Source organism: Microbispora corallina (assembly GCF_016863035.1).
Taxonomy (GTDB): Bacteria; Actinomycetota; Actinomycetes; order Streptosporangiales; family Streptosporangiaceae; genus Microbispora; species Microbispora corallina.
In genome coordinates, this window is sequence record NZ_BOOC01000034.1 from 23,925 (window position 1) to 40,696 (window position 16,772).

Consider the following 16,772-nt stretch of genomic DNA (forward strand, 5'->3'; position numbering starts at 1 on the left):
CGATGGCCGATCATCGTCCGTTGATCTGGGCGCCGGTGGGCGTCGCGCTGGGTGCCCTCCCCCTCGTTCTGCAGGCCGTCGAGATGAGCAGGGGCCGGATCGCCCTCCCGATCGAGATGCTCGGGCTGCGGGTCGCCGGCTACTCCGCTCGCACCTGGCTCGTGGCCGATCTCGTCACGGGACCGCTCATGGTGCTCCTCGTGATCCTGGCGGCCCTGCTGTGCCGGGTGTTCCGCCTCGGGACCCGGGCCGTCGCCGCGATCGCCGTCCTGCTGGGCCTGGTGGACATCGCGGCGGCCCTGCCCGGCCTCCTCTACGTCCCCACCCCCGCAGATCTGAGCGCGGGCTCCCAGCCCGACTTCTCTCTCGGCCCGTTCGACATGCTCACCCTGGGCGGGTGGACGCCGATCGCGTACGGACTCGCGTACCTGTCGTGCGCCGGGGCGCTGCTCCTGGCGGCCCGTCGCGGTCCGGCCTGAAGTCAGAGAGCCTTTCCGCGTCAGGGATCCGATTCAGTAAGGTGCGATCGATCCCGACGGACGAGATGAGCGCCTGGTGACCTTGGACCGGAGGGCGGCTCCGGCCGTCGAGAACAGCGGCCCGGCGATCGCCGTCCACCGCCTGACCAAACGCTCCGGCGAACGTACCGCCTTCCTGGAGGTCTCGTTCGAGGTCGGCTCCGGAGAGGTGTTCGGTGTCCTCGGCCCGCACGGAGCCGGGAAGACGACCACGGTACGGACACTCGGCACCCTCATCGCGCCGACCTCGGGCTCGGCGACCATCGCGGGAGTGCCGCTCGCGCCCGAGAACGAGGTGGAGATCCGCCGCCGGATTGCGATCATGCCCGAATCGCCGGGCCTCTACCTGCGTCTCACCGTGGCCGAGAACCTCGAATACTTCGCCGGCCTGTACGAGGCGCCTGACCCGAAAGATCGCATCGGGCGCGCCGATGAGCACGACGCGCATCCGGGCGATCTTCCGTAAGGAACTCCGCGAGTACCGGCACAGCCGCCAGATCGTGACGACGATGGCGGATGCTGGTGCGCGAGCGCGCCCGCGGACCAGCATGTTCAACCGCGCGAACGCCTGATCACCGGCACCAGGTCGTAGGCGCCGAGCCGCCATGTGCGTGGGCGTGGAGGAGCGAGGCGGGGAGACGAGCCGGCCGGCATTCAACTGCCGAGGGCGCGCTTTTGCGGGTGGATCGTCTCGCCGCGGGCGAGCATGTCAACGAACTGGGTGATACGGCGGGCTCGGGTCTCGGCGCGTTTGGCATTCGCGATCCGATAGAGAACGGCGTAGCGGTTCTGGGCGGTGAGGATGTCGAACATCGCTTGTGCCTGGGGTTTCGCGGCCAACGCGGCGGCCAGGTCGGCTGGTACCTCGATGCCGGCTTGTCCCGCGTAGGCCGTGTCCCAGCGGCCGTCGGCCTTGGCGCGTTCGACCTCGGTCATTCCGGCCGGATGCATCCGGCCCGCGCTGATCAGACGGGTGACGATGGAAACGTTCCGCGCTGACCAGGGACTCTGCCTTCCGCGAGGGGTGAAGCGCCGGCAGAAGGTGATCTCATCCCGCCGTCGTAGCCGACCGTCGATCCAGCCGTGGCACAGGGCTTCGTCGAGCGCCTGGTCATAGGTCAGGCTGGTCGGCCCGGTCGTGTTCTGCTTGGCGAGGACCAGCCACACCCCTGCCGAGCTGTCGTGGTGCCTGCTGAGCCACTCCCGCCAGGCTCGGGCATCGGTAACGGTCAGTTCCGGTAGTTCGTCGCTCATCGGTCATGTGCCCCTGGTGATCATCAAAGGTATGGTTGCCGGCGGTCACCCGAAGGTGGGAGCCCAGGACGGGGGCCTGCCCGAAGTGGCGCCGCATCGGTCAGCCGGTGGAGCCGGCCGATCACGTCCTTCGCCACGTCGCCACCGTGGCCTCTCGACGGATGACGCCCGCCCGTCTTCACCAGGTCTTGCCGGCCGGCTCCCGGATCGTGTGGTTGATCCGGTTGAAGAAGTTGGTGAGTGCGATGTTCAGGATGATCGCGGACATCTGCTTCTCGTCGAAGTGGTCGGCAGCAGCGTCCCAGATCTCGTCGGTCACGCCTGTCGCGCCGTCCTGGATCCGGGTGGCGGCCTCGGTCAGCGCGAGCGCTGCCCGCTCCTCCTCGGTGAAGAACGGGGCCTCGCGCCAGGCGACCACGTTGTGCAGCCGCTCCTCGGTCTCTCCGTGCTTCTTCGCCGTCTGAACGCCGGCGAACACACATGGGCTGCAGCCGTTGATCTGGCTGGCCCGCAGGTGGACCAGTTCGAGCACGAGCGGGTCGACTCCACCGGCGTGAATCGCCTTCTGGAGATGCTGGATCGCTGTGATCAGGTCGGGATTCGCCACGTTCTTCATGCGTGCTTCCATGGGTCCTGCTCCTCGTCGGTTACGTGCGTCCATCCGGCCCGTCATCTGACGCACCTTGGCGGGAGGTCATCGTGGCCGTAATTGACTTTTCGGCCGAGGCGTTCTCGGTCATGGCGGCGACGTTACGGTATGACCCGGTCAGAAACGGTCCTGGTTGTCCAGCAGACTGTTAGCCGTGGTCACCACCTCGGCGCGGCTGCTGCGGCTGCTGTCTTTGCTGTCAACGCGGCAGTCCTGGACGTGCGCTGATCTTTCCGCCCAGCTGGAGATCACCGAACGGACGGTTCGCCGGGACATCGCGCGGCTACGTGAACTCGGCTACGGCATCGAATCGGAGATGGGCCCATGGGGCGGCTACCACCTCGGGCCAGGAACCAGCATTCCGCCGCTGATCCTTGACGAGGAGGAGGCCCTCGCGGTCGCTGTCGGGCTGCGCACCGCCGCCTTCAGCGGAGTCTCCGGCAGCGACCAGGCAGCCCTGTCGGCGCTGCTGAAACTACGCCAGGTGCTGCCGGCCAGGATCGCAGGCCGGCTCGGCGAGCTGGACGCCGCGTTCACCCACACCGCACGACCCGACGACAACCAGATCTCCCCCGCGCTGCTGCTCGACCTGGCCACCGCGTGCCGGCGAGGCGAACGCACCCAGTTGACCTACGGCGACAGGGCCGGAACGACGTCCACCCGACAAGTGGACCCCTACCGGCTCATCTACACAGGCCGCCGCTGGTACCTCCTCGCCTACGACCTGACGCGGCAGGACTGGCGCACCTTCCGTGCCGACCGCATCATCGATGCCAAAGCCACCGGGCAGGCCACAGCCCTGCCCGACCCGCCCGATCCAGCACAGATGGTCAGCACGGGCATCGCGCGGAGGGCCTACCCGGTGCGGGTGACCATCCGCCTGGCCGTACCGGCCGATGAGGCCCGCAGGCTGGTGCCACCAACGGTCGGCGTCCACCACCCGGACGGAGATGACGCCACGATCATCGACATCGGCGGGCCAGACGCCGACGGCCTGGCCCGCTACCTGCTCAGCCTCGGCCGGCCACTCCAGATACTGCACCCGGAAGAGGTCCGCCAGGCATTCCTCACCCGCACACGACAACTCCTCAAGGACAACCAGTAACAAAAACCCGCCGACCGCGAAACCGTCCGGTGGCGGGGGCCAGACGGTACCGCCGCCGGGACGGGAGAACCCCCATACGATGTGGCGATGGGGTGGGAGGCACTCGGGCGGTGGGGTGACGACGTCGCTCGCGTCGAACCGCTCGCCGGCGGAGTCGCCAACGATGTGTGGAGTGTGCGCGTCAACGGGCGCCTCGCGGTCGGTCGTCTCGGTGCCAGGAGCGACGCTGATCTCGCCTGGGAGACCGAGCTCCTCCACCACCTCGACCGTGAGGGCCTGGCCGTGCCGGTGCCGATTCCGACGACGGATGGCCGGCTGTTCGCCGACGGTCTGGTGGTGATGACCTACGTGGAGGGCGGGGCGCCCGAAACAAAGGCCGACTGGTGTCGTGTGGCCGACACGCTCCGCCGGCTGCATCACTTGACGCGGGGCTGGCCGCAGCGCCCGGGCTGGCGATCGTCGATCGACCTCCTGCACGCCGAGACCGGGACGAAGATCGACCTCGGCGCGATGCCCCCTGAGGGTGTCGCTCGATGCCGGGCAGCGTGGGCGCGGCTCGCCGGACGTCGGACATGCGTTGTCCACGGCGACTCCAACAACCTTGGCAATGTCCGTATCACCGCGGATCGGGTCGCACTGATCGACTGGGATGAATCGCACGTCGATGTCCCCGACCTCGACCTGGTGCTGCCCGACAACGCCGCCGGCTTCGACGACGGCGCGTACGACATCGCCGCGCAGGCGTCGGCCGCGTGGGAGGCCGCCGTCTGCTGGGACGACGAGTTCGCAGTCAAGCGGCTCGCCGAAGTCCGAGCCGTCTGAGAACGTCATTGTGAGTGGTGTTATCCGCAGTCGGTCCAGCGCCGGCCCCGGCTGGCGGGTGGCTGATCGGCCGAGGGCCAGCAGGCCCCCAGCGGATAACGGCAGTACCAGCACACCGTCTGCCAGGGTGGCGCCTGGCCAGGTCGGCTTCGCGGTGATCGCCCGGCGCTGGGTGGTGGAGAGGTCGCTTGCCTGGCTGACCAGCCACCGACGGCTGGCGCGTGACTATGAGCGCCACCCGGCGACGTCCGAGGCGATGATCCGCTGGGCGGCCGTCGTATCGGTCATACGGGCTCGCGTCCGGAGGCGCTCATGCCAGGCATGACGACATCGACCAGACAGGTGGTCCGGACCGTCTGGGCGTTCCTGCCACTGGCGTCCACCGGCTATCTTGCGCCCCTGGTGTTCATGTACGCGGCGATTCGCATCCGCTCGATCTCGCTCTATCTCGCGACGGGCTTCTACACCACCGTCGCGGTTACCGAGTTCGTCACCGACAGCGCCTCGGTCGGCACCTATCAGCACACCGCCTGGGTGCCGACCGGGATCTGGGCCTGGCGCGAGAACTGGGCATCGGCCGGCCCGACCTGATCAGAAGTCATGGATGTCCGGGACATGGTCGGCGCATTCAGCTCCGCCGAAGACCTGGCGATCACCGCCGATCTGCCGGCGGAACTGACCGCCCTGCTCAAGGAGTACACGACCTATCTGCCCCGGTGACCATCGGCCCTTCTCAAACACTCACGCAGAGATGAGGCTGGGTCGGCTGGGACGAATGCAATTTCTCCGTCCTCCGTTCCCGGCGAATTCGCGATCATTCTGCGGCCTGGCGGATAACCGCCGTGGTCGCGGTGAATAGGGCGGGCCGACAAAAGGCGATACCAACTCGGCTGGTGCCCTGACAGGGCCCGGGCCGAGTTCTATTCTTGACGGCGCATCTGACGGAGTTCTCGCTGACTGCGGGAGAAGACGTGTCCGAGATCACGTGTACGCCGCGAACGGAGAAAGCCCGAAGCGAGAACTCCCGGGTGGAGGGACTGCGCGACCCGGATGTGGAGACCTTCGTCGAGGCGGCGCGGGGACGGATCCGGGCCGACGCCGAGACGGTCGGGACCGACGTGCGCTCCCTGGAGATCCAGGTGCGCCTCCACCTGCCCCGGTTGAGCAGGCAGGCCCTGGTCGGCTGGTCGCCCGACAAGGTGTACGAGGAGGTCCGGCTGCAGGCGGTCGTCCGGGCGGCCGAGGTGCGCCAGTGGGCGCAGGAGGCGGCGTACCAGGCCCACGCCTCCGTACTCCTCAACGTGGAGAAGGTGCGCCGCGACCTGAGCCTGTCGTTCACCGACGGCTACCGCACCGGCCTGCGCTTCGCCGAGGTCAGGCCCAGCGCCGGCCACGTCGTCCAGTCGCGCCTGCACTACCTGCGCAGTGAGCGGGCGGACACCGTCCTCCAGTTCGGGCTCTTCCTCCCCGGCGCCACCATGCCGCTCACCTATGTGGCGTTCTCGCGCTGCGACCGGCAGTACGTGCTGGACGCCCTGGCGGGGCACGGGCTGAAAGCCGGGCCGCGCGAGACAATGGTCCTCACGAGAATGCACGGCATCGCCGGCATTCCGGCGAATCTCATGAGCCTGACGGTCAGCCGCGCCGTGCGGGAGATCAGGGCGAGAAACGCGGCCGAGTACGTCGTCACCGCGTACAACCCCATGCTCGGTTTCGACGGCGCCGCTTTCCTCGCGTCGGGATTCACTCCCATCGCTCTGTCACCCGTCGCCTACCGCTACGACGAGAAGGGCCTTTTCCAGACGCGCCGGATATCGGGGGACTCGATCCCTCAGTCGCTCGACACGCCCGACAACGTCCTCATGGTTCTCGGTGTGACAGGCGCGGCGAAGCGGCGTGCCGCGGCCCTCGGAGGGCTGATCACGGTGCCCCGCCGCGACCACTCGGGCGGCGACCACATCGCGTCGCCGGCGACGGACCTCGCCTCGCCGGAGTGGCGGACCCGGCTGCTCGGCTACCGCAGGACGCTGGAGACGGGCTGGTCGGACGCCACGGCGCATCCCCGGTATCAGGCCGCCCCCGACTCCGGCGGCGATTCCCGAGGGCAGTGCGGGGTCACCTCCGTCTGGCTCGCCCGCAAGCTGCGGTCCGACCTGCTGGCCGAGCCCGTCTACTGCCAGGGACGGCTGCGGTTCGACGGCGACCACGCGGAGGGAGTGAGCCATCACTGCTGGGTGGAGGTGGGCCGCGACCACGACCCGCGGCGGCTCGTCCTCGACCTGACCGGAGACCAGTCCGCCGGGGCCACGGAGCCGATCATCGTCGGTGAGCACGGCGACCTGGCCGCTCGGGGGATCCGCTACGAGCCGGCCATGAGGCTGGGCCTCGACGAGCTGCCGAGGGACCGGGTGTGGCCGCGGTTCCTCGCGCTCGAGGACCGATTGGACGCCGTGCGATGACGCTCTCCGTACCGCACCGTGACAACACCGCGGACACGCCCGGCGTCCGCCCCACCGTCCTGCTGCTGTCGTCCAACGCGCGGCGACGGTACGCCGAGGACATCCTGTCGACGCTGGCGTTGCCGCGGGGGGCGGCCATCCAGTTCCGGTACGAGGCCGACTACGTGGCCGGCGGCCTGCTGCAGGCGGTCGCGGACGGCTCGGCCGTCGGCCGGCGCTGCCTCGTGGCGTTCATGGCCGACGTCGACACGCCGCAGGAGACGCCGTTCGTCGTCCCCGTCCGCTTCGCCGCGGTGGTCGCCGCCGACTGCGTCGCCGACATGGTCCTGTTCCGGCTGCGGGCGGGCGACTTCGCCAACCTGGAGGAGTTCCCGCTGGCCCAGACGGAGATCAGGGCCAAGGGCCGGTGGTTCGTCGACAAGCTGACCGAGGCCCACAACGGTCGCTTCTACCCGGCGACGGCCCGCTTCCCCGACCTGCACGTGCACGAACGGCAGGGAGACGAGGCGTATCTGTGGCTGGAGGTGGCCAGGCGGCTCGCCCGGCATCCCACCTTCAGGTCCTCGTACTTCGTCCGCACGGAGGAGCCGCTCCTGAACGACAGGTCGAGGGCTCCGCTGGACGCGGCGGGGCGGCTGCGTCTCAGCGACGGCGACTCGGTCAAGCTGCGGGTCGGCTTCTACTCCGACAGCTACTCCGAGACCGTGAGACGGCTCGCCTGCGCGACCGCCGGCACGTTCCTCACCGTCTCCTCCGACGCCTCCTACGAGGTGGCGCACCGCTACGACACCGTGGAGTTCTGGCTGCGGCCCGAGATCCTCGGCTTCGACGCGCTCACCCGGGTGACGATCACGCTGGCCGCCGACGGGCGGGAGGATCAGGAGCGGCCGGGCGACTCACTGACCACGAGTGCGGGGTTCCCCGTCGTCGTCCGCCGGTCGCGGCCGCGGCTGCTCCTGCGGGTGTCGGCCAGCTCGGCGGGGGCATTCCTCGTCGCCCTGCCCGCCGTGCTCGGGCCGTCGTTCCCGCTGCACTGGCGGGTGCTGTGCGCCGTCACCGGCGCGGCCCTGCTCGCCGTCGCGACGATCGTCATATCCCACCCGAAGTGAGGCCCCGTCGGAGAAGAGATGGGGGCGACGCGCGAACTCCTGGCACAGCTCCTCGAACAACGGGAGCAGGGCCGGGCAGCTCCTCCGTATCTTCCACCGGGCCACGACCTCCGTGCGCCTGTAGTCGGCCCAGGAGGGCCGGACCGGGTGATGGTCCGCCAGCAACACGTTGACGTGCGGGAGCAGCTTGTCGAGCGCGTAGACGAACCTGCTTTCCGGGTCCTCCTGGGCCTTGTAGTCGTACAGGTCCTCGATGACCCAGGGAAACGTCTCACCGAAGTCACGGGCGATGATCTCCCGTGCCTCCTCCTCCCGTACGGCCTTCTTCTCCCGTTCCGCGGCGTCCGCGTAGACGGACACGTCTCCTGCGTGGACCTCGGGCAGGTCGTGCACCAGCGCGTACCGCGCGACCCTGCCCAGGTCGAGACCCTCGTCGACGAGCGGGGCGAGGCAGACGGCCACCAGGCCCAGGGCGAAGGAGTGCTCCGCGTCGTTCTCGTAGCGGTTGACGTTCTGCGGCACCGCCGAGGACCGTTCGATCCCGTACGGCGGGAACACCAGCTCGCGCATCACCGCCAGCAGCGTCCGCGCGTCTGGTCCGGCGCCGCCGCCCGTGACCGCCGGCGACGCGACGCCGGTGTCGTCAGATGTGTCCCTCGCCATCGGGCCGCCCTCGCATCGTCCGCCCACCGGCCCCGGGGCACCACTCGGGCCGCCGTCGGCGTCCCTGTCCTCGCTGTGCGCCCGGCCGTCTGCTCAGGGTAGCGGACGGCCGTCGAACGGCCCGGCGTTCGACGAGCACGGGTCTGACCGGAATGCGGGACGGCGCCCGATGACGGGCGGGCGGACGCGCTCAGCCGTAGAACGCGGCCAGAATCGGCGCGAGAGCCGCCGGGCGCTGCAAGACCGCGTGGTCCTCTCCAGGCATCACCGTCAGCTCTGCGCCCGGCACGGTCGCCGCGACGGCCTCCGTCCCCGCGGCCAGGTTCGGCGCGGTCTGGTCGCCGTAGATCGCCAGCACCGGCACGCCGATCCCGGCGATCCGGTCGAACGGCATCACCTGCCAGGGCGTGCTGAGCAGCACGTCGTAGGGCAGGCTCGGCGCCTTGTCGGCGAGGAACGACCACGCCTCGCCGGCCTTCATCCCGGCGATCGCCTCGGCCGGGACGCCGACCGCCTCGCCGAGGAACAGCTCCACCGCGCCGTCGCGGTCGCCGGCGGCGACCACCGCCGTGAGCCGGTCGTAGAGGTCGGCCGGCGGGCCGGGCTGGTGCTCGTCCGTACGGTACGGCGGCTCGTACACGGCGACCCGGTCGACCGGCAGGCCGCGCATGACCCCCTCCAGCACCAGGATGGCCCCCGACGAGTGACCGAACAGCGAGGCCCGGCCGCCGACGTGCTCGATGACGGCCGCCAGGTCGTCGACCTCGTTGGCGACCGAATAATCGTCGCCCTTGTCGTCGCTGGCCCCGCGGCCGCGCCGGTCGTAGGTCACCACGGTGAAACCGGACGCGAGCTCGGCGCCGAGCCCGGCCACGGTCGAGCGGTCGTTGAACGCGCCTCCCACGAGGATCACGGGCGCGCCCTGCCCGGCCGTGTCGACGGCGAGGGTCGTGCCGTCCTTGGACGTGATGGTCGCGGTCATGTCTGTCAGCCTTTCCGCCGTACCCGAGAGCCACAGCAACGGTACGGGAGACGTCCGACGGTTTCCCGGAAACGGCGTGGCGCCGCCGTCACCGTCCTCGGCATGCACCTTGGCACGGGGGTCGGCCCGCGGGCGCCTCCGGCCGGCACCCGTCCGCGCCTCACCCGGCCTCGGCCGTGCCGTCCCGTCCCTCGCGTGCCCGGCGCGCCTCCGCGAGGTTCACCTCCTGGGGCGGCTTGTCCCACCGCAGCCCGCGCCAGGACGGGTGGCGCAGCCGGCCGTCGTCCGTCCACTCGGCGTACTGCACCTCCCCCACGAGCCGCGGCTCGACCCACCGGGCACCCCGTGCGTGCTCCCGCGGCACCACGTCGGCGAACGGGGCAGCGGGCCGCTCCAGCGGAGCCAGCCGCTCCAGCAGATCCCGCAGCGCGGCCTCCGTGAAGCCGGTGCCGACGTGCCCCACGTAGATCAGGCGTCCGGCCTCGTCGTGCACGCCCATGAGCAGCGAGCCGATCATGCCGGAGCGCCGGCCCGCGCCGGGCTTCCATCCGCCGATCACGACCTCCTGCGTCGCGACGTTCTTCACCTTCGTCCAGTCCGGCGACCGCCGGCCCGGCCGGTACGGCGAGTCCAGCCGCTTGGCGACGATCCCCTCCAGACCGAGCCGCCGGGACGACTCCAGCGCCGTGCGCCCGGCCTCGGCGAACCACACCGGCACCTGCCAGCGCGGCCCCGGCGTCAAGATCCCCTCCAGCAGGCCGCGCCGTTCCACGTACGGCATCGCGATCGCCGGGTCGGCGCCGACGTGGAGCACGTCGAACGCCAGGAACGTCACCGGCACCGACGCCACCAGCTGCGCGATCCTCGCGGGCTGCCGCTGGTGCATGCGGGGCTGCAACGCGCCGAACGACGGCCGCCCGGCCTCGTCGAACGCGACGATCTCCCCGTCCAGCACGACGTCGCGGCCGCCCGTGGCGCCTGCCATGGCGTACAGCTCGGGGTAGGCCGTCGTGATGTCGCGGCCGTTGCGGGAGACCAGGCGCAGGGCGCGGTTCTCCACGTACGCGAGGGCGCGCACGCCGTCCCATTTCATCTCGTGTCCCCAGGCGGCGTCGTCGTCCGGAAGCGTCCCCAGTTGCGCCATCATCGGCCGGTACGGCGGGAGGTGCACCACGAAGGGTGCGGTACCCGCCGCGGAGATCCCTAGCGGCTGCCTGGAACTCCATCCGAGAGGAGGAGCGGCGGGTGTCCGGGAGGAATCGGCGGGTGTCCGGGAGGAATCGGCGGGTACCGCACATCCCGCGGGCGGTCCCGGGCCGAGACCGCCCCGGCCGCGGGAGATCCGTCACGCGAGGGGGCGGCGGTGCTGAGGATCCACTTCACCAGCGACGACCTGGCACGTACGACCATCGCTCCGGGACCCGACCCCATGTGGGAGACGCTGCTGAGCCTCTACCGTCTGCGCCAGCCGCGCGGGGCCGTGTTCTTCGGCGAGTGGAGGAGGCGGGCCCGCACCCGCCTGCCGTCCTCGGCCCGCCTCCTGGCCGACCTCGCTCCGCCGAAGGGGTACTCCGCCGACTTCATGACGCCCGGCCGCCTCGTCGCCTCGGTGGAGGAGGGCGTGGAGGCGGTGCGCGGCACTCCCCGGACGAGACTGGGCGACGACATGGCCGAACTCGTCCGCCGCCACCCCCACCGTCCCGTCCGGGCATGGATGCGGCGCCTCGCGGACGGCGACGCCGCCCAGGTCGGCCGGGTGGCGGACGCGCTGCGCGACTACCACGCCGCCTGCCTCTCGCCGTACTGGGAGCACATCCGTGCGCAGGTCGAGCACGACCGGATCCGCAGGTCGCGCACGCTCGCCGCGTACGGCTGGGAGCGCGTTCTGGCCACCCTGCATCCCTCGGCGCGCTGGAGCTACCCGGTGCTCGAACTGGACTTCCCGGCCGAGCACGACATCCACCTCGACGGCCGCGGCCTGCTCCTGCAGCCGGCCTTCTTCTGCTGGGGAGCGCCCACCACCCTGCTCGACACCACCCTCCCGCCCCGGCTGGTCTACCCCATCGAGCACGAGCCCGGCTGGACGGACGACGGGGCGGAGCGCCGGCGGAGCCGCGCCCTGCCCGCCCTGCTCGGCGTCACCCGCGCCCAGGTCCTCGAGGCGGTGGCCGAGGGCGAGTGCACCACCAGCGAACTGGCCCGGCGGCTGCGCGTCCCCCCGGCGACGGCCAGCAGGCACGCGGCCGTCCTGCGCGAGGCCGGGCTGATCACCACACGGCGGCACCGCCAGTCGGTGATCCACGCGGTCGCCCCACTCGGCGTCGGCCTGCTGGAGGGCGGCCGCTGAGATCGCTCGGCCCGCGACGGACCTTCCTGGACGCCCCCGCTTCCGTTGCCGGGTTCGCTGCGGTCACGCGGTGGTGAGTGGGAGGTAGCAGGTTACAAATTTTGACATCTGTTACCAGCCCGCCTAGCGTCTCTCGCATGGAGCACAGAGCACCCGGCGCCGACGTCGGTGTGGGGGCGGTCGGGCGCGGTTGCGCGGGCATGTCCGGCGTGTACGGACACAGCGCCGGCGACGAGCCGACGGGCGGCAGGCGCTGATGCCCGCCCGAACCCCACTGGACGCGAACGCCATCCTGGCGGCCACCGAGGAGATCCTGCGCCGCCACGGACCGGACAAGGCGACCGTCGTCGACGTCGCCCGGACACTCGGGGTCAGCCACGCCGCCGTCTACAAGCACTTCCCCTCCAAACAGGCGCTGCGCGAGGCCGTGACCAGGCGTTGGCTCGACCGCAGCCGCGACGCCCTCGCCGTCATCGCCGCCGACAGCGCGGTCCCGCCGGCGCAGCGCCTGCGTACCTGGCTGCACGCCGTCCTGGCCGGGAAGCAGGCCAAGATTCGCGAGGACCCGGAGCTGTTCGCCGCCTATGCGATCCTCGCGGCCGCGCACAGCGGCGTCGCCACCGACCACGTCACCGACCTCTTGGGCCAGCTGACGGCCATCGTCGCCGACGGCGCCGCCGACGGCAGCCTTCCCACCGACGACGCGCAGGCCACCGCCCGCGTGGTCTTCAACGCCACCGCCAAGTTCCACCACCTCGGCCACGCGGCCGAATGGCAGAACCCCGGCATCGTCACCGAGCTTGACGAGGTGTGCACCCTGCTGCTCCAGGGTCTTCACGCCCCCACGTCGCCGTAGCCGAACCGGGTTGAGCGCACGCCGCGACAGCTGCCGGCGGCGCGGTCGGCCCTGCCCATCACCACGCAGGCACCAACGAAAGGCACGAACAATCATGGTTCATGCGATCGGAGTGACACAGCCAGGCGGACCGGACGCTCTCAACGAGCTCGACCTGGCGGCCGAACCGATCGGTCCCGGTCAGGTCAGGATCCAGGTGAGCAGCGCCACCGTGAACCCGACCGACGCGATCATCCGTTCTCGTCCGCGGCAGGATGAGGCGGACGCGGTGCGGGTGCCGGGCATGGAGGTCGCCGGTGTGATCACCGACATCGGCCCGGACATCGACCGTCCGTTCGCGATCGGGGACGCCGTAATGGCCATCGTGGTGCCCTCGGGCGAGCACGGCGGCTACCGGGCAGACCTCGTCGTGCCGGCACGCTCGGCCGCGAAGATCCCGGCCGGGCTCTCGGACGTCCAGGCCGCCACCCTCCCGATGAACGGGCTCACCGCCCGGCTCGCACTCGACACGCTGGCGCTCCCGGCCGGCGCGACGGTCGCCGTCACCGGCGCCGCCGGCACCGTCGGCGGGTATGTCGTCCAGCTCGCCAAGCAGGCCGGGCTGATCGTCATCGCCGACGCCGCCCAGCAGGACGAGACCTTCGTCCGCGAGTGCGGAGCCGACGAGGTCGTGCCGCGGGGGGACGACTTCGCCGCAATGGTCCGCCGCAACCACCCGGCCGGCGTCGACGGGCTCGTCGACGCCGCCGTGCTGGAGGCCGCCGTGCTCCCTGCCGTCAGGGACGGCGGCGCCGTCGTCACCGTCCGCGGTTACCAGGGTGACGGGACCGACCGGGTCCGCGTCATCCCGATCTTCGTCCGCGACTACGCCGGGGCCGCGGCCGAGCTCGACCAGCTCGCCGAACTCGCCGGTGAAGGACGGCTCACCGTCCGGGTGGCCGGCGAACTGCCCGCCTCCCGAGCTGCCGACGCGCATCACTCGCTCGAACGGCGCGGCGTTCGCGGGCGGTTCGTCCTGCGGTTCCGCTGACGTCGATACGCGGATGAGCGCTTTCCCATGTCGGAGCCACCCGTCTCAAGGCCTGCCCTTGGCGCTCCCTCACGGAGTCGTGCGGCGCCGGGCAGGGGCCATCGGGGCGAAGCCGAGGCCGGCGAGCGCGGCCGCGCCGCGCACGGCATGGTCGCCGCCGGCCAGCACCAGGGTCCGGGCGGACTGGTAGCGGCAGCCGGCGGCGTCGAACGCGTCCGCCGTGGCGAGCAGCGCCTCCTGGTCGCCGTCGAGCAGGGCTTCGGCCCGCTCCACGATGGCGTCGGCGACCGGGTTGCCGGCCACAGTGGTCCGGGCCTCGGCCACACGGTCGCGAGCGTCGGGGCTCCCGGCGAGCACGGCGGCCTCGGTGCGGAGCGCGACATACCAGTGGTGCCAGATCCAGGTGACCCACTTCCACACCTGCCTGGCATCCGGGGCCGTCCGCTCCAGCGCCTCCTCCGCCCGCCCGCGGTGCAGCAGGAGCATCGCGTCGAAGACCGCCCCGTAGCCGTACGTGTGCTCGGGTGGGGTGTGGAGCTCGTCCAGGACCTCCTGCCATTCGCGCCGGGCGTCCCGGTCGTCGCGGAGGCCGTGGATCATCGCGACGCCGGCCACCGCCGGGCGGAAGAGCGTCCGGGCGGGGCTGCCCGCCCGCCGCCACGCGTCGAGGAACCGGACGCTGCCGGTGAGCGCCTCGTCGACGTCTCCCGCCAGCGCGTCGACCATCAGCAGCCGGCACGTGGCGCGGTGACCGACCTCCGCCAGCGACGGGTGTCCGGCCAGCCGGCGTGCCCATCGGAGAGCGCCTGGCACGTCCCCCGCGCCGAGAGCGGCCTCGGTGGCCATGCTGAGCGCGTCGATCAGCTCGTGGGTGCCGGCCGGAGAGATCGGCAGGGATGTCAGGAGCGTGATGCGGCGCCGTGCCGTGGCCGCGGTGGCGAACGTGTCGCCGGCCCAGCTCTGGGCTCCGGTGAGCGCGTCGAGCGCGGCCGACTCGGCGAGCGGGTCGCCGGTCCGGCGGGCGAGCTCGACCGCGCGCTCGGCGCGCGCGATCGTCTCGGGTACGGCGTTGCCGGGCGGCCCCTGGGCGGCGCCGAACGCGTCGGTGAGCACAGCGGCCTCGGCCAGTGCCACCGCGGCCCGCGCGGCCGGATCGTCGCCGGCCGTCTCTCGCGCCTCGCTGACCAGCACGAGTGCCTCCTCGGGGGACGGAAGCCGTACGAACGTGGTCGAGAACCGGAACGCGATGGTGGCGGCGGTCGCCAGGTCGGCGGCGGCTCCGGCGGTGTCGCCGGATTCGCGGGCGGCGTCGGCGGCGGCCAGGCGGAGGCGGTACATGTCATCGCCGATCGTCCGGCAGCCGGCCACGGCCGCGGCCTGCCGAAGCATCGACGCGGCGACGGAGGGGCCGGCCGCGAGCCCGGCCGCCTGCTCATAGCGCCGCTGCGACTCGCCGGTCAGGTGACGGGTGAAGGTCAGCTCCGCCAGGTGCCGGGCGAGCGCGTACGCGTCCGCGCGCCGCTCCGGCCGCTCGGCCGCCCACGCCAGGGCCGCGCGGAGGTCGTCGGCCACCAGGTCGAACCGGGCCCGCCAGTCCTCTCCCACCACGCTCAGGCCGGCGGCCTCGGCGAGGCACCAGCGAAGGTGCCGGGATCGGACGTCGTCCAGCTCGCCGGCCTCGGCGAGCCGCTCCGTCGCGTACTGGCGGATGGTCTCCAGCGCTCGGTATCGCGTCCCGCCGGGGGACGCCGTCACCACCAGCAGGCTCTGCTCGGCGAGCCGGGCCAGGCCGTCGGCGACCAGGCCCTCCTCGCCCCCGGTCACCTCGGCCGCCGCCGCAGTGGTGAACGGCGCCACGAACACCGACACCTGGCGAAGCAGCGCCCGGTCGGCCGGCTCCAGCAGGGCGTGACTCCAGTCCAGCGTCGTCCGGACCGAACGGTGCCTCTCATCGGCGCGGGAGCCGCCCGTGAGCATCCGCAGGGGGTGGGACAGGGCGGCGGTGATGCCGTCGAGCCCGAGCGTGGGATACCGGGCGGCGGCGAGCTCGATCGCCAGCGCCATTCCGTCCAGCCGCTCGCAGATCGCGGCGATCTGGTCGCGCAGCGGAGGATCCAGCGGCCGGCCGACCGCCGCCGCCCGCTCCATGAACAACGCGACCGCGTCCGACTCGCCGTCGGCCGGCAGTGACAGCGGCGGGACCGGATACACCCGTTCGAACGGGACCATCAGCCGGGCCCGGCTGGTCGCCAGCACCGTCACCCGAGGGCACGTCGCCAGCAGCCGTTCGAGAAACAGCGCCACCCCGTCGGCCACGTGCTCGCAGTTGTCCAGCACCAGCAGCGCGTGACGGTCGGCCAGCGCGGCGACCACGGACTCGGTCATGTCACGGCCGAGTTGCTCACCGAGACCGAGCGCCCCGGCGACCGCGGACGCGATCATGCCCGGATCGGTGACCGGGACGAGGTCGACGAACCACACCCCGTCGGCGTAGTCGCCGGCCGCCTCCGCGGCCACCGCCAGCGCGAGCCGGGTCTTGCCCACTCCACCGGGACCGGCCGCGGTCACCTGGCGGTGGGTGCCGATCATCTGGATCAGCTCGGTCCGCTCGCGAACCCGCCCGACGAACGAGGTCAGCCGGGTCGGCAGGACCGGTTCCGGATGCGACGGAGCGGCGGCGGCCGGCTCGGGCGCACGCCGGGCGAGCTCACGCCGGTCCGGAACCTCCAGCTTGCGCAGCAGCGAGGAGACGTGGCTCTCGACCGTACGCACCGAGATGCACAGCCGTGCCGCGATCTCGGCGTTGCTGAGATGGGCCCCGACCAGTTCCAGCACCTCGGCTTCCCGAGGCGAGATCTCCACTCCTGTCACCATCGCCACCATTTTGTCGCATCCCCAATCGTGCTCCCCCCGCAATGGGCACCGTGCGCCATCCGTGCCGCCGATCCGTGGCCGGTTCCGTACTCACCACGGATGCG

The 16,772-nt window shown here is 71.6% G+C and carries 15 protein-coding genes and 1 pseudogene; 10 read left to right on the forward strand and 6 right to left on the reverse strand.

The window, feature by feature from the left end:
* Nucleotides 1-2: 2 nt before the first annotated feature.
* Nucleotides 3-479: a hypothetical protein gene (locus Mco01_RS29520; protein ID WP_204060131.1), complete on the forward strand. Its 477-nt coding sequence runs from the start codon at nt 3-5 to the stop codon at nt 477-479.
* A 76-nt stretch (nt 480-555) separates the two neighbouring features.
* On the forward strand, nt 556-984 hold the full coding sequence (locus Mco01_RS29525; RefSeq protein ID WP_204060132.1) for an ATP-binding cassette domain-containing protein: 429 nt from the start codon (nt 556-558) through the stop codon (nt 982-984).
* 188 nt (nt 985-1,172) lie between these two features.
* Here the strand turns inward: Mco01_RS29525 and Mco01_RS29530 are convergent, their stop codons facing one another.
* Together Mco01_RS29530 and Mco01_RS29535 are read right to left on the reverse strand one after the other, a co-directional pair.
* The gene (locus Mco01_RS29530; protein ID WP_204060133.1) at nt 1,173-1,772 is read right to left on the reverse strand and encodes a YdeI/OmpD-associated family protein; all 600 of its coding nucleotides are present in this window, start codon (nt 1,770-1,772) and stop codon (nt 1,173-1,175) included.
* A 178-nt stretch (nt 1,773-1,950) separates the two neighbouring features.
* Nucleotides 1,951-2,400: a carboxymuconolactone decarboxylase family protein gene (locus Mco01_RS29535; RefSeq protein WP_204060134.1), complete on the reverse strand. Its 450-nt coding sequence runs from the start codon at nt 2,398-2,400 to the stop codon at nt 1,951-1,953.
* A gap of 175 nt (nt 2,401-2,575) precedes the next feature.
* On the opposite strand from Mco01_RS29535, the gene Mco01_RS29540 reads away from it, so the two are divergent.
* The 5 genes and pseudogenes from Mco01_RS29540 (at nt 2,576) to Mco01_RS29560 (ending at nt 6,807) form a co-directional block, all read left to right on the forward strand.
* A complete protein-coding gene (locus Mco01_RS29540; RefSeq protein WP_204060135.1) occupies nt 2,576-3,526 on the forward strand; it encodes a helix-turn-helix transcriptional regulator in 951 nt (316 codons plus the stop codon).
* An 87-nt stretch (nt 3,527-3,613) separates the two neighbouring features.
* Nucleotides 3,614-4,348: a phosphotransferase enzyme family protein gene (locus Mco01_RS29545; protein WP_204060136.1), complete on the forward strand. Its 735-nt coding sequence runs from the start codon at nt 3,614-3,616 to the stop codon at nt 4,346-4,348.
* A gap of 145 nt (nt 4,349-4,493) precedes the next feature.
* Nucleotides 4,494-4,673, forward strand: a pseudogene (locus Mco01_RS29550) (transposase); the annotation flags it as partial.
* A complete protein-coding gene (locus Mco01_RS29555) occupies nt 4,670-4,939 on the forward strand; it encodes a hypothetical protein (protein WP_204060138.1) in 270 nt (89 codons plus the stop codon). The pseudogene Mco01_RS29550 and the gene Mco01_RS29555, both read left to right, overlap by 4 nt.
* 380 nt (nt 4,940-5,319) lie before the next feature.
* On the forward strand, nt 5,320-6,807 hold the full coding sequence (locus Mco01_RS29560) for a hypothetical protein (RefSeq protein ID WP_204060139.1): 1,488 nt from the start codon (nt 5,320-5,322) through the stop codon (nt 6,805-6,807).
* Between the two features lie 896 nt (nt 6,808-7,703).
* Here the strand turns inward: Mco01_RS29560 and Mco01_RS29565 are convergent.
* From Mco01_RS29565 to ligD, 3 genes are all read right to left on the reverse strand, one after another.
* The gene (locus tag Mco01_RS29565; RefSeq protein WP_204060140.1) at nt 7,704-8,579 is read right to left on the reverse strand and encodes an HD domain-containing protein; all 876 of its coding nucleotides are present in this window, start codon (nt 8,577-8,579) and stop codon (nt 7,704-7,706) included.
* A 190-nt stretch (nt 8,580-8,769) separates the two neighbouring features.
* The gene (locus Mco01_RS29570; protein ID WP_204060141.1) at nt 8,770-9,561 is read right to left on the reverse strand and encodes an alpha/beta fold hydrolase; all 792 of its coding nucleotides are present in this window, start codon (nt 9,559-9,561) and stop codon (nt 8,770-8,772) included.
* Nucleotides 9,562-9,721: 160 nt separating this feature from the next.
* A complete protein-coding gene (gene ligD / locus Mco01_RS29575) occupies nt 9,722-10,735 on the reverse strand; it encodes a non-homologous end-joining DNA ligase (RefSeq protein WP_204060142.1) in 1,014 nt (337 codons plus the stop codon).
* Between the two features lie 189 nt (nt 10,736-10,924).
* Here ligD and Mco01_RS29580 point away from each other — a divergent pair, with 189 nt between their 5' ends.
* The 3 genes from Mco01_RS29580 (at nt 10,925) to Mco01_RS29590 (ending at nt 13,794) form a co-directional block, all read left to right on the forward strand.
* Nucleotides 10,925-11,908, forward strand: a complete 984-nt coding sequence (locus Mco01_RS29580; RefSeq protein WP_204060143.1) for an ArsR/SmtB family transcription factor — start codon at nt 10,925-10,927, stop codon at nt 11,906-11,908.
* A gap of 256 nt (nt 11,909-12,164) precedes the next feature.
* Nucleotides 12,165-12,764 carry a TetR/AcrR family transcriptional regulator gene (locus Mco01_RS29585; protein WP_204060144.1) on the forward strand — a complete coding sequence of 200 codons (600 nt, stop codon included), beginning with the start codon at nt 12,165-12,167 and terminating at the stop codon, nt 12,762-12,764.
* A 112-nt stretch (nt 12,765-12,876) separates the two neighbouring features.
* A complete protein-coding gene (locus Mco01_RS29590) occupies nt 12,877-13,794 on the forward strand; it encodes an NADP-dependent oxidoreductase (RefSeq protein ID WP_239103999.1) in 918 nt (305 codons plus the stop codon).
* A 69-nt stretch (nt 13,795-13,863) separates the two neighbouring features.
* Here the strand turns inward: Mco01_RS29590 and Mco01_RS29595 are convergent, their stop codons facing one another.
* Entirely contained in the window at nt 13,864-16,668 is a 2,805-nt protein-coding gene (locus tag Mco01_RS29595) for an ATP-binding protein (protein WP_204060146.1), read from the reverse strand.
* Nucleotides 16,669-16,772: the final 104 nt, after the last annotated feature.

Bases quoted from the DNA above. Each gene is read 5' to 3' on its own strand.
- Mco01_RS29520 (WP_204060131.1), top strand. From the start codon at position 3: ATGGCCGATCATCGTCCGTTGATCTGGGCGCCGGTGGGCGTCGCGCTG.
- Mco01_RS29530 (WP_204060133.1), bottom strand. From the start codon at position 1,772: ATGAGCGACGAACTACCGGAACTGACCGTTACCGATGCCCGAGCCTGG.
- Mco01_RS29535 (WP_204060134.1), bottom strand. From the start codon at position 2,400: ATGGAAGCACGCATGAAGAACGTGGCGAATCCCGACCTGATCACAGCG.
- Mco01_RS29545 (WP_204060136.1), top strand. From the start codon at position 3,614: ATGGGGTGGGAGGCACTCGGGCGGTGGGGTGACGACGTCGCTCGCGTC.
- Mco01_RS29555 (WP_204060138.1), top strand. From the start codon at position 4,670: ATGACGACATCGACCAGACAGGTGGTCCGGACCGTCTGGGCGTTCCTG.
- Mco01_RS29565 (WP_204060140.1), bottom strand. From the start codon at position 8,579: ATGGCGAGGGACACATCTGACGACACCGGCGTCGCGTCGCCGGCGGTC.
- Mco01_RS29570 (WP_204060141.1), bottom strand. From the start codon at position 9,561: ATGACCGCGACCATCACGTCCAAGGACGGCACGACCCTCGCCGTCGAC.
- Mco01_RS29585 (WP_204060144.1), top strand. From the start codon at position 12,165: ATGCCCGCCCGAACCCCACTGGACGCGAACGCCATCCTGGCGGCCACC.
- Mco01_RS29595 (WP_204060146.1), bottom strand. From the start codon at position 16,668: ATGGTGACAGGAGTGGAGATCTCGCCTCGGGAAGCCGAGGTGCTGGAA.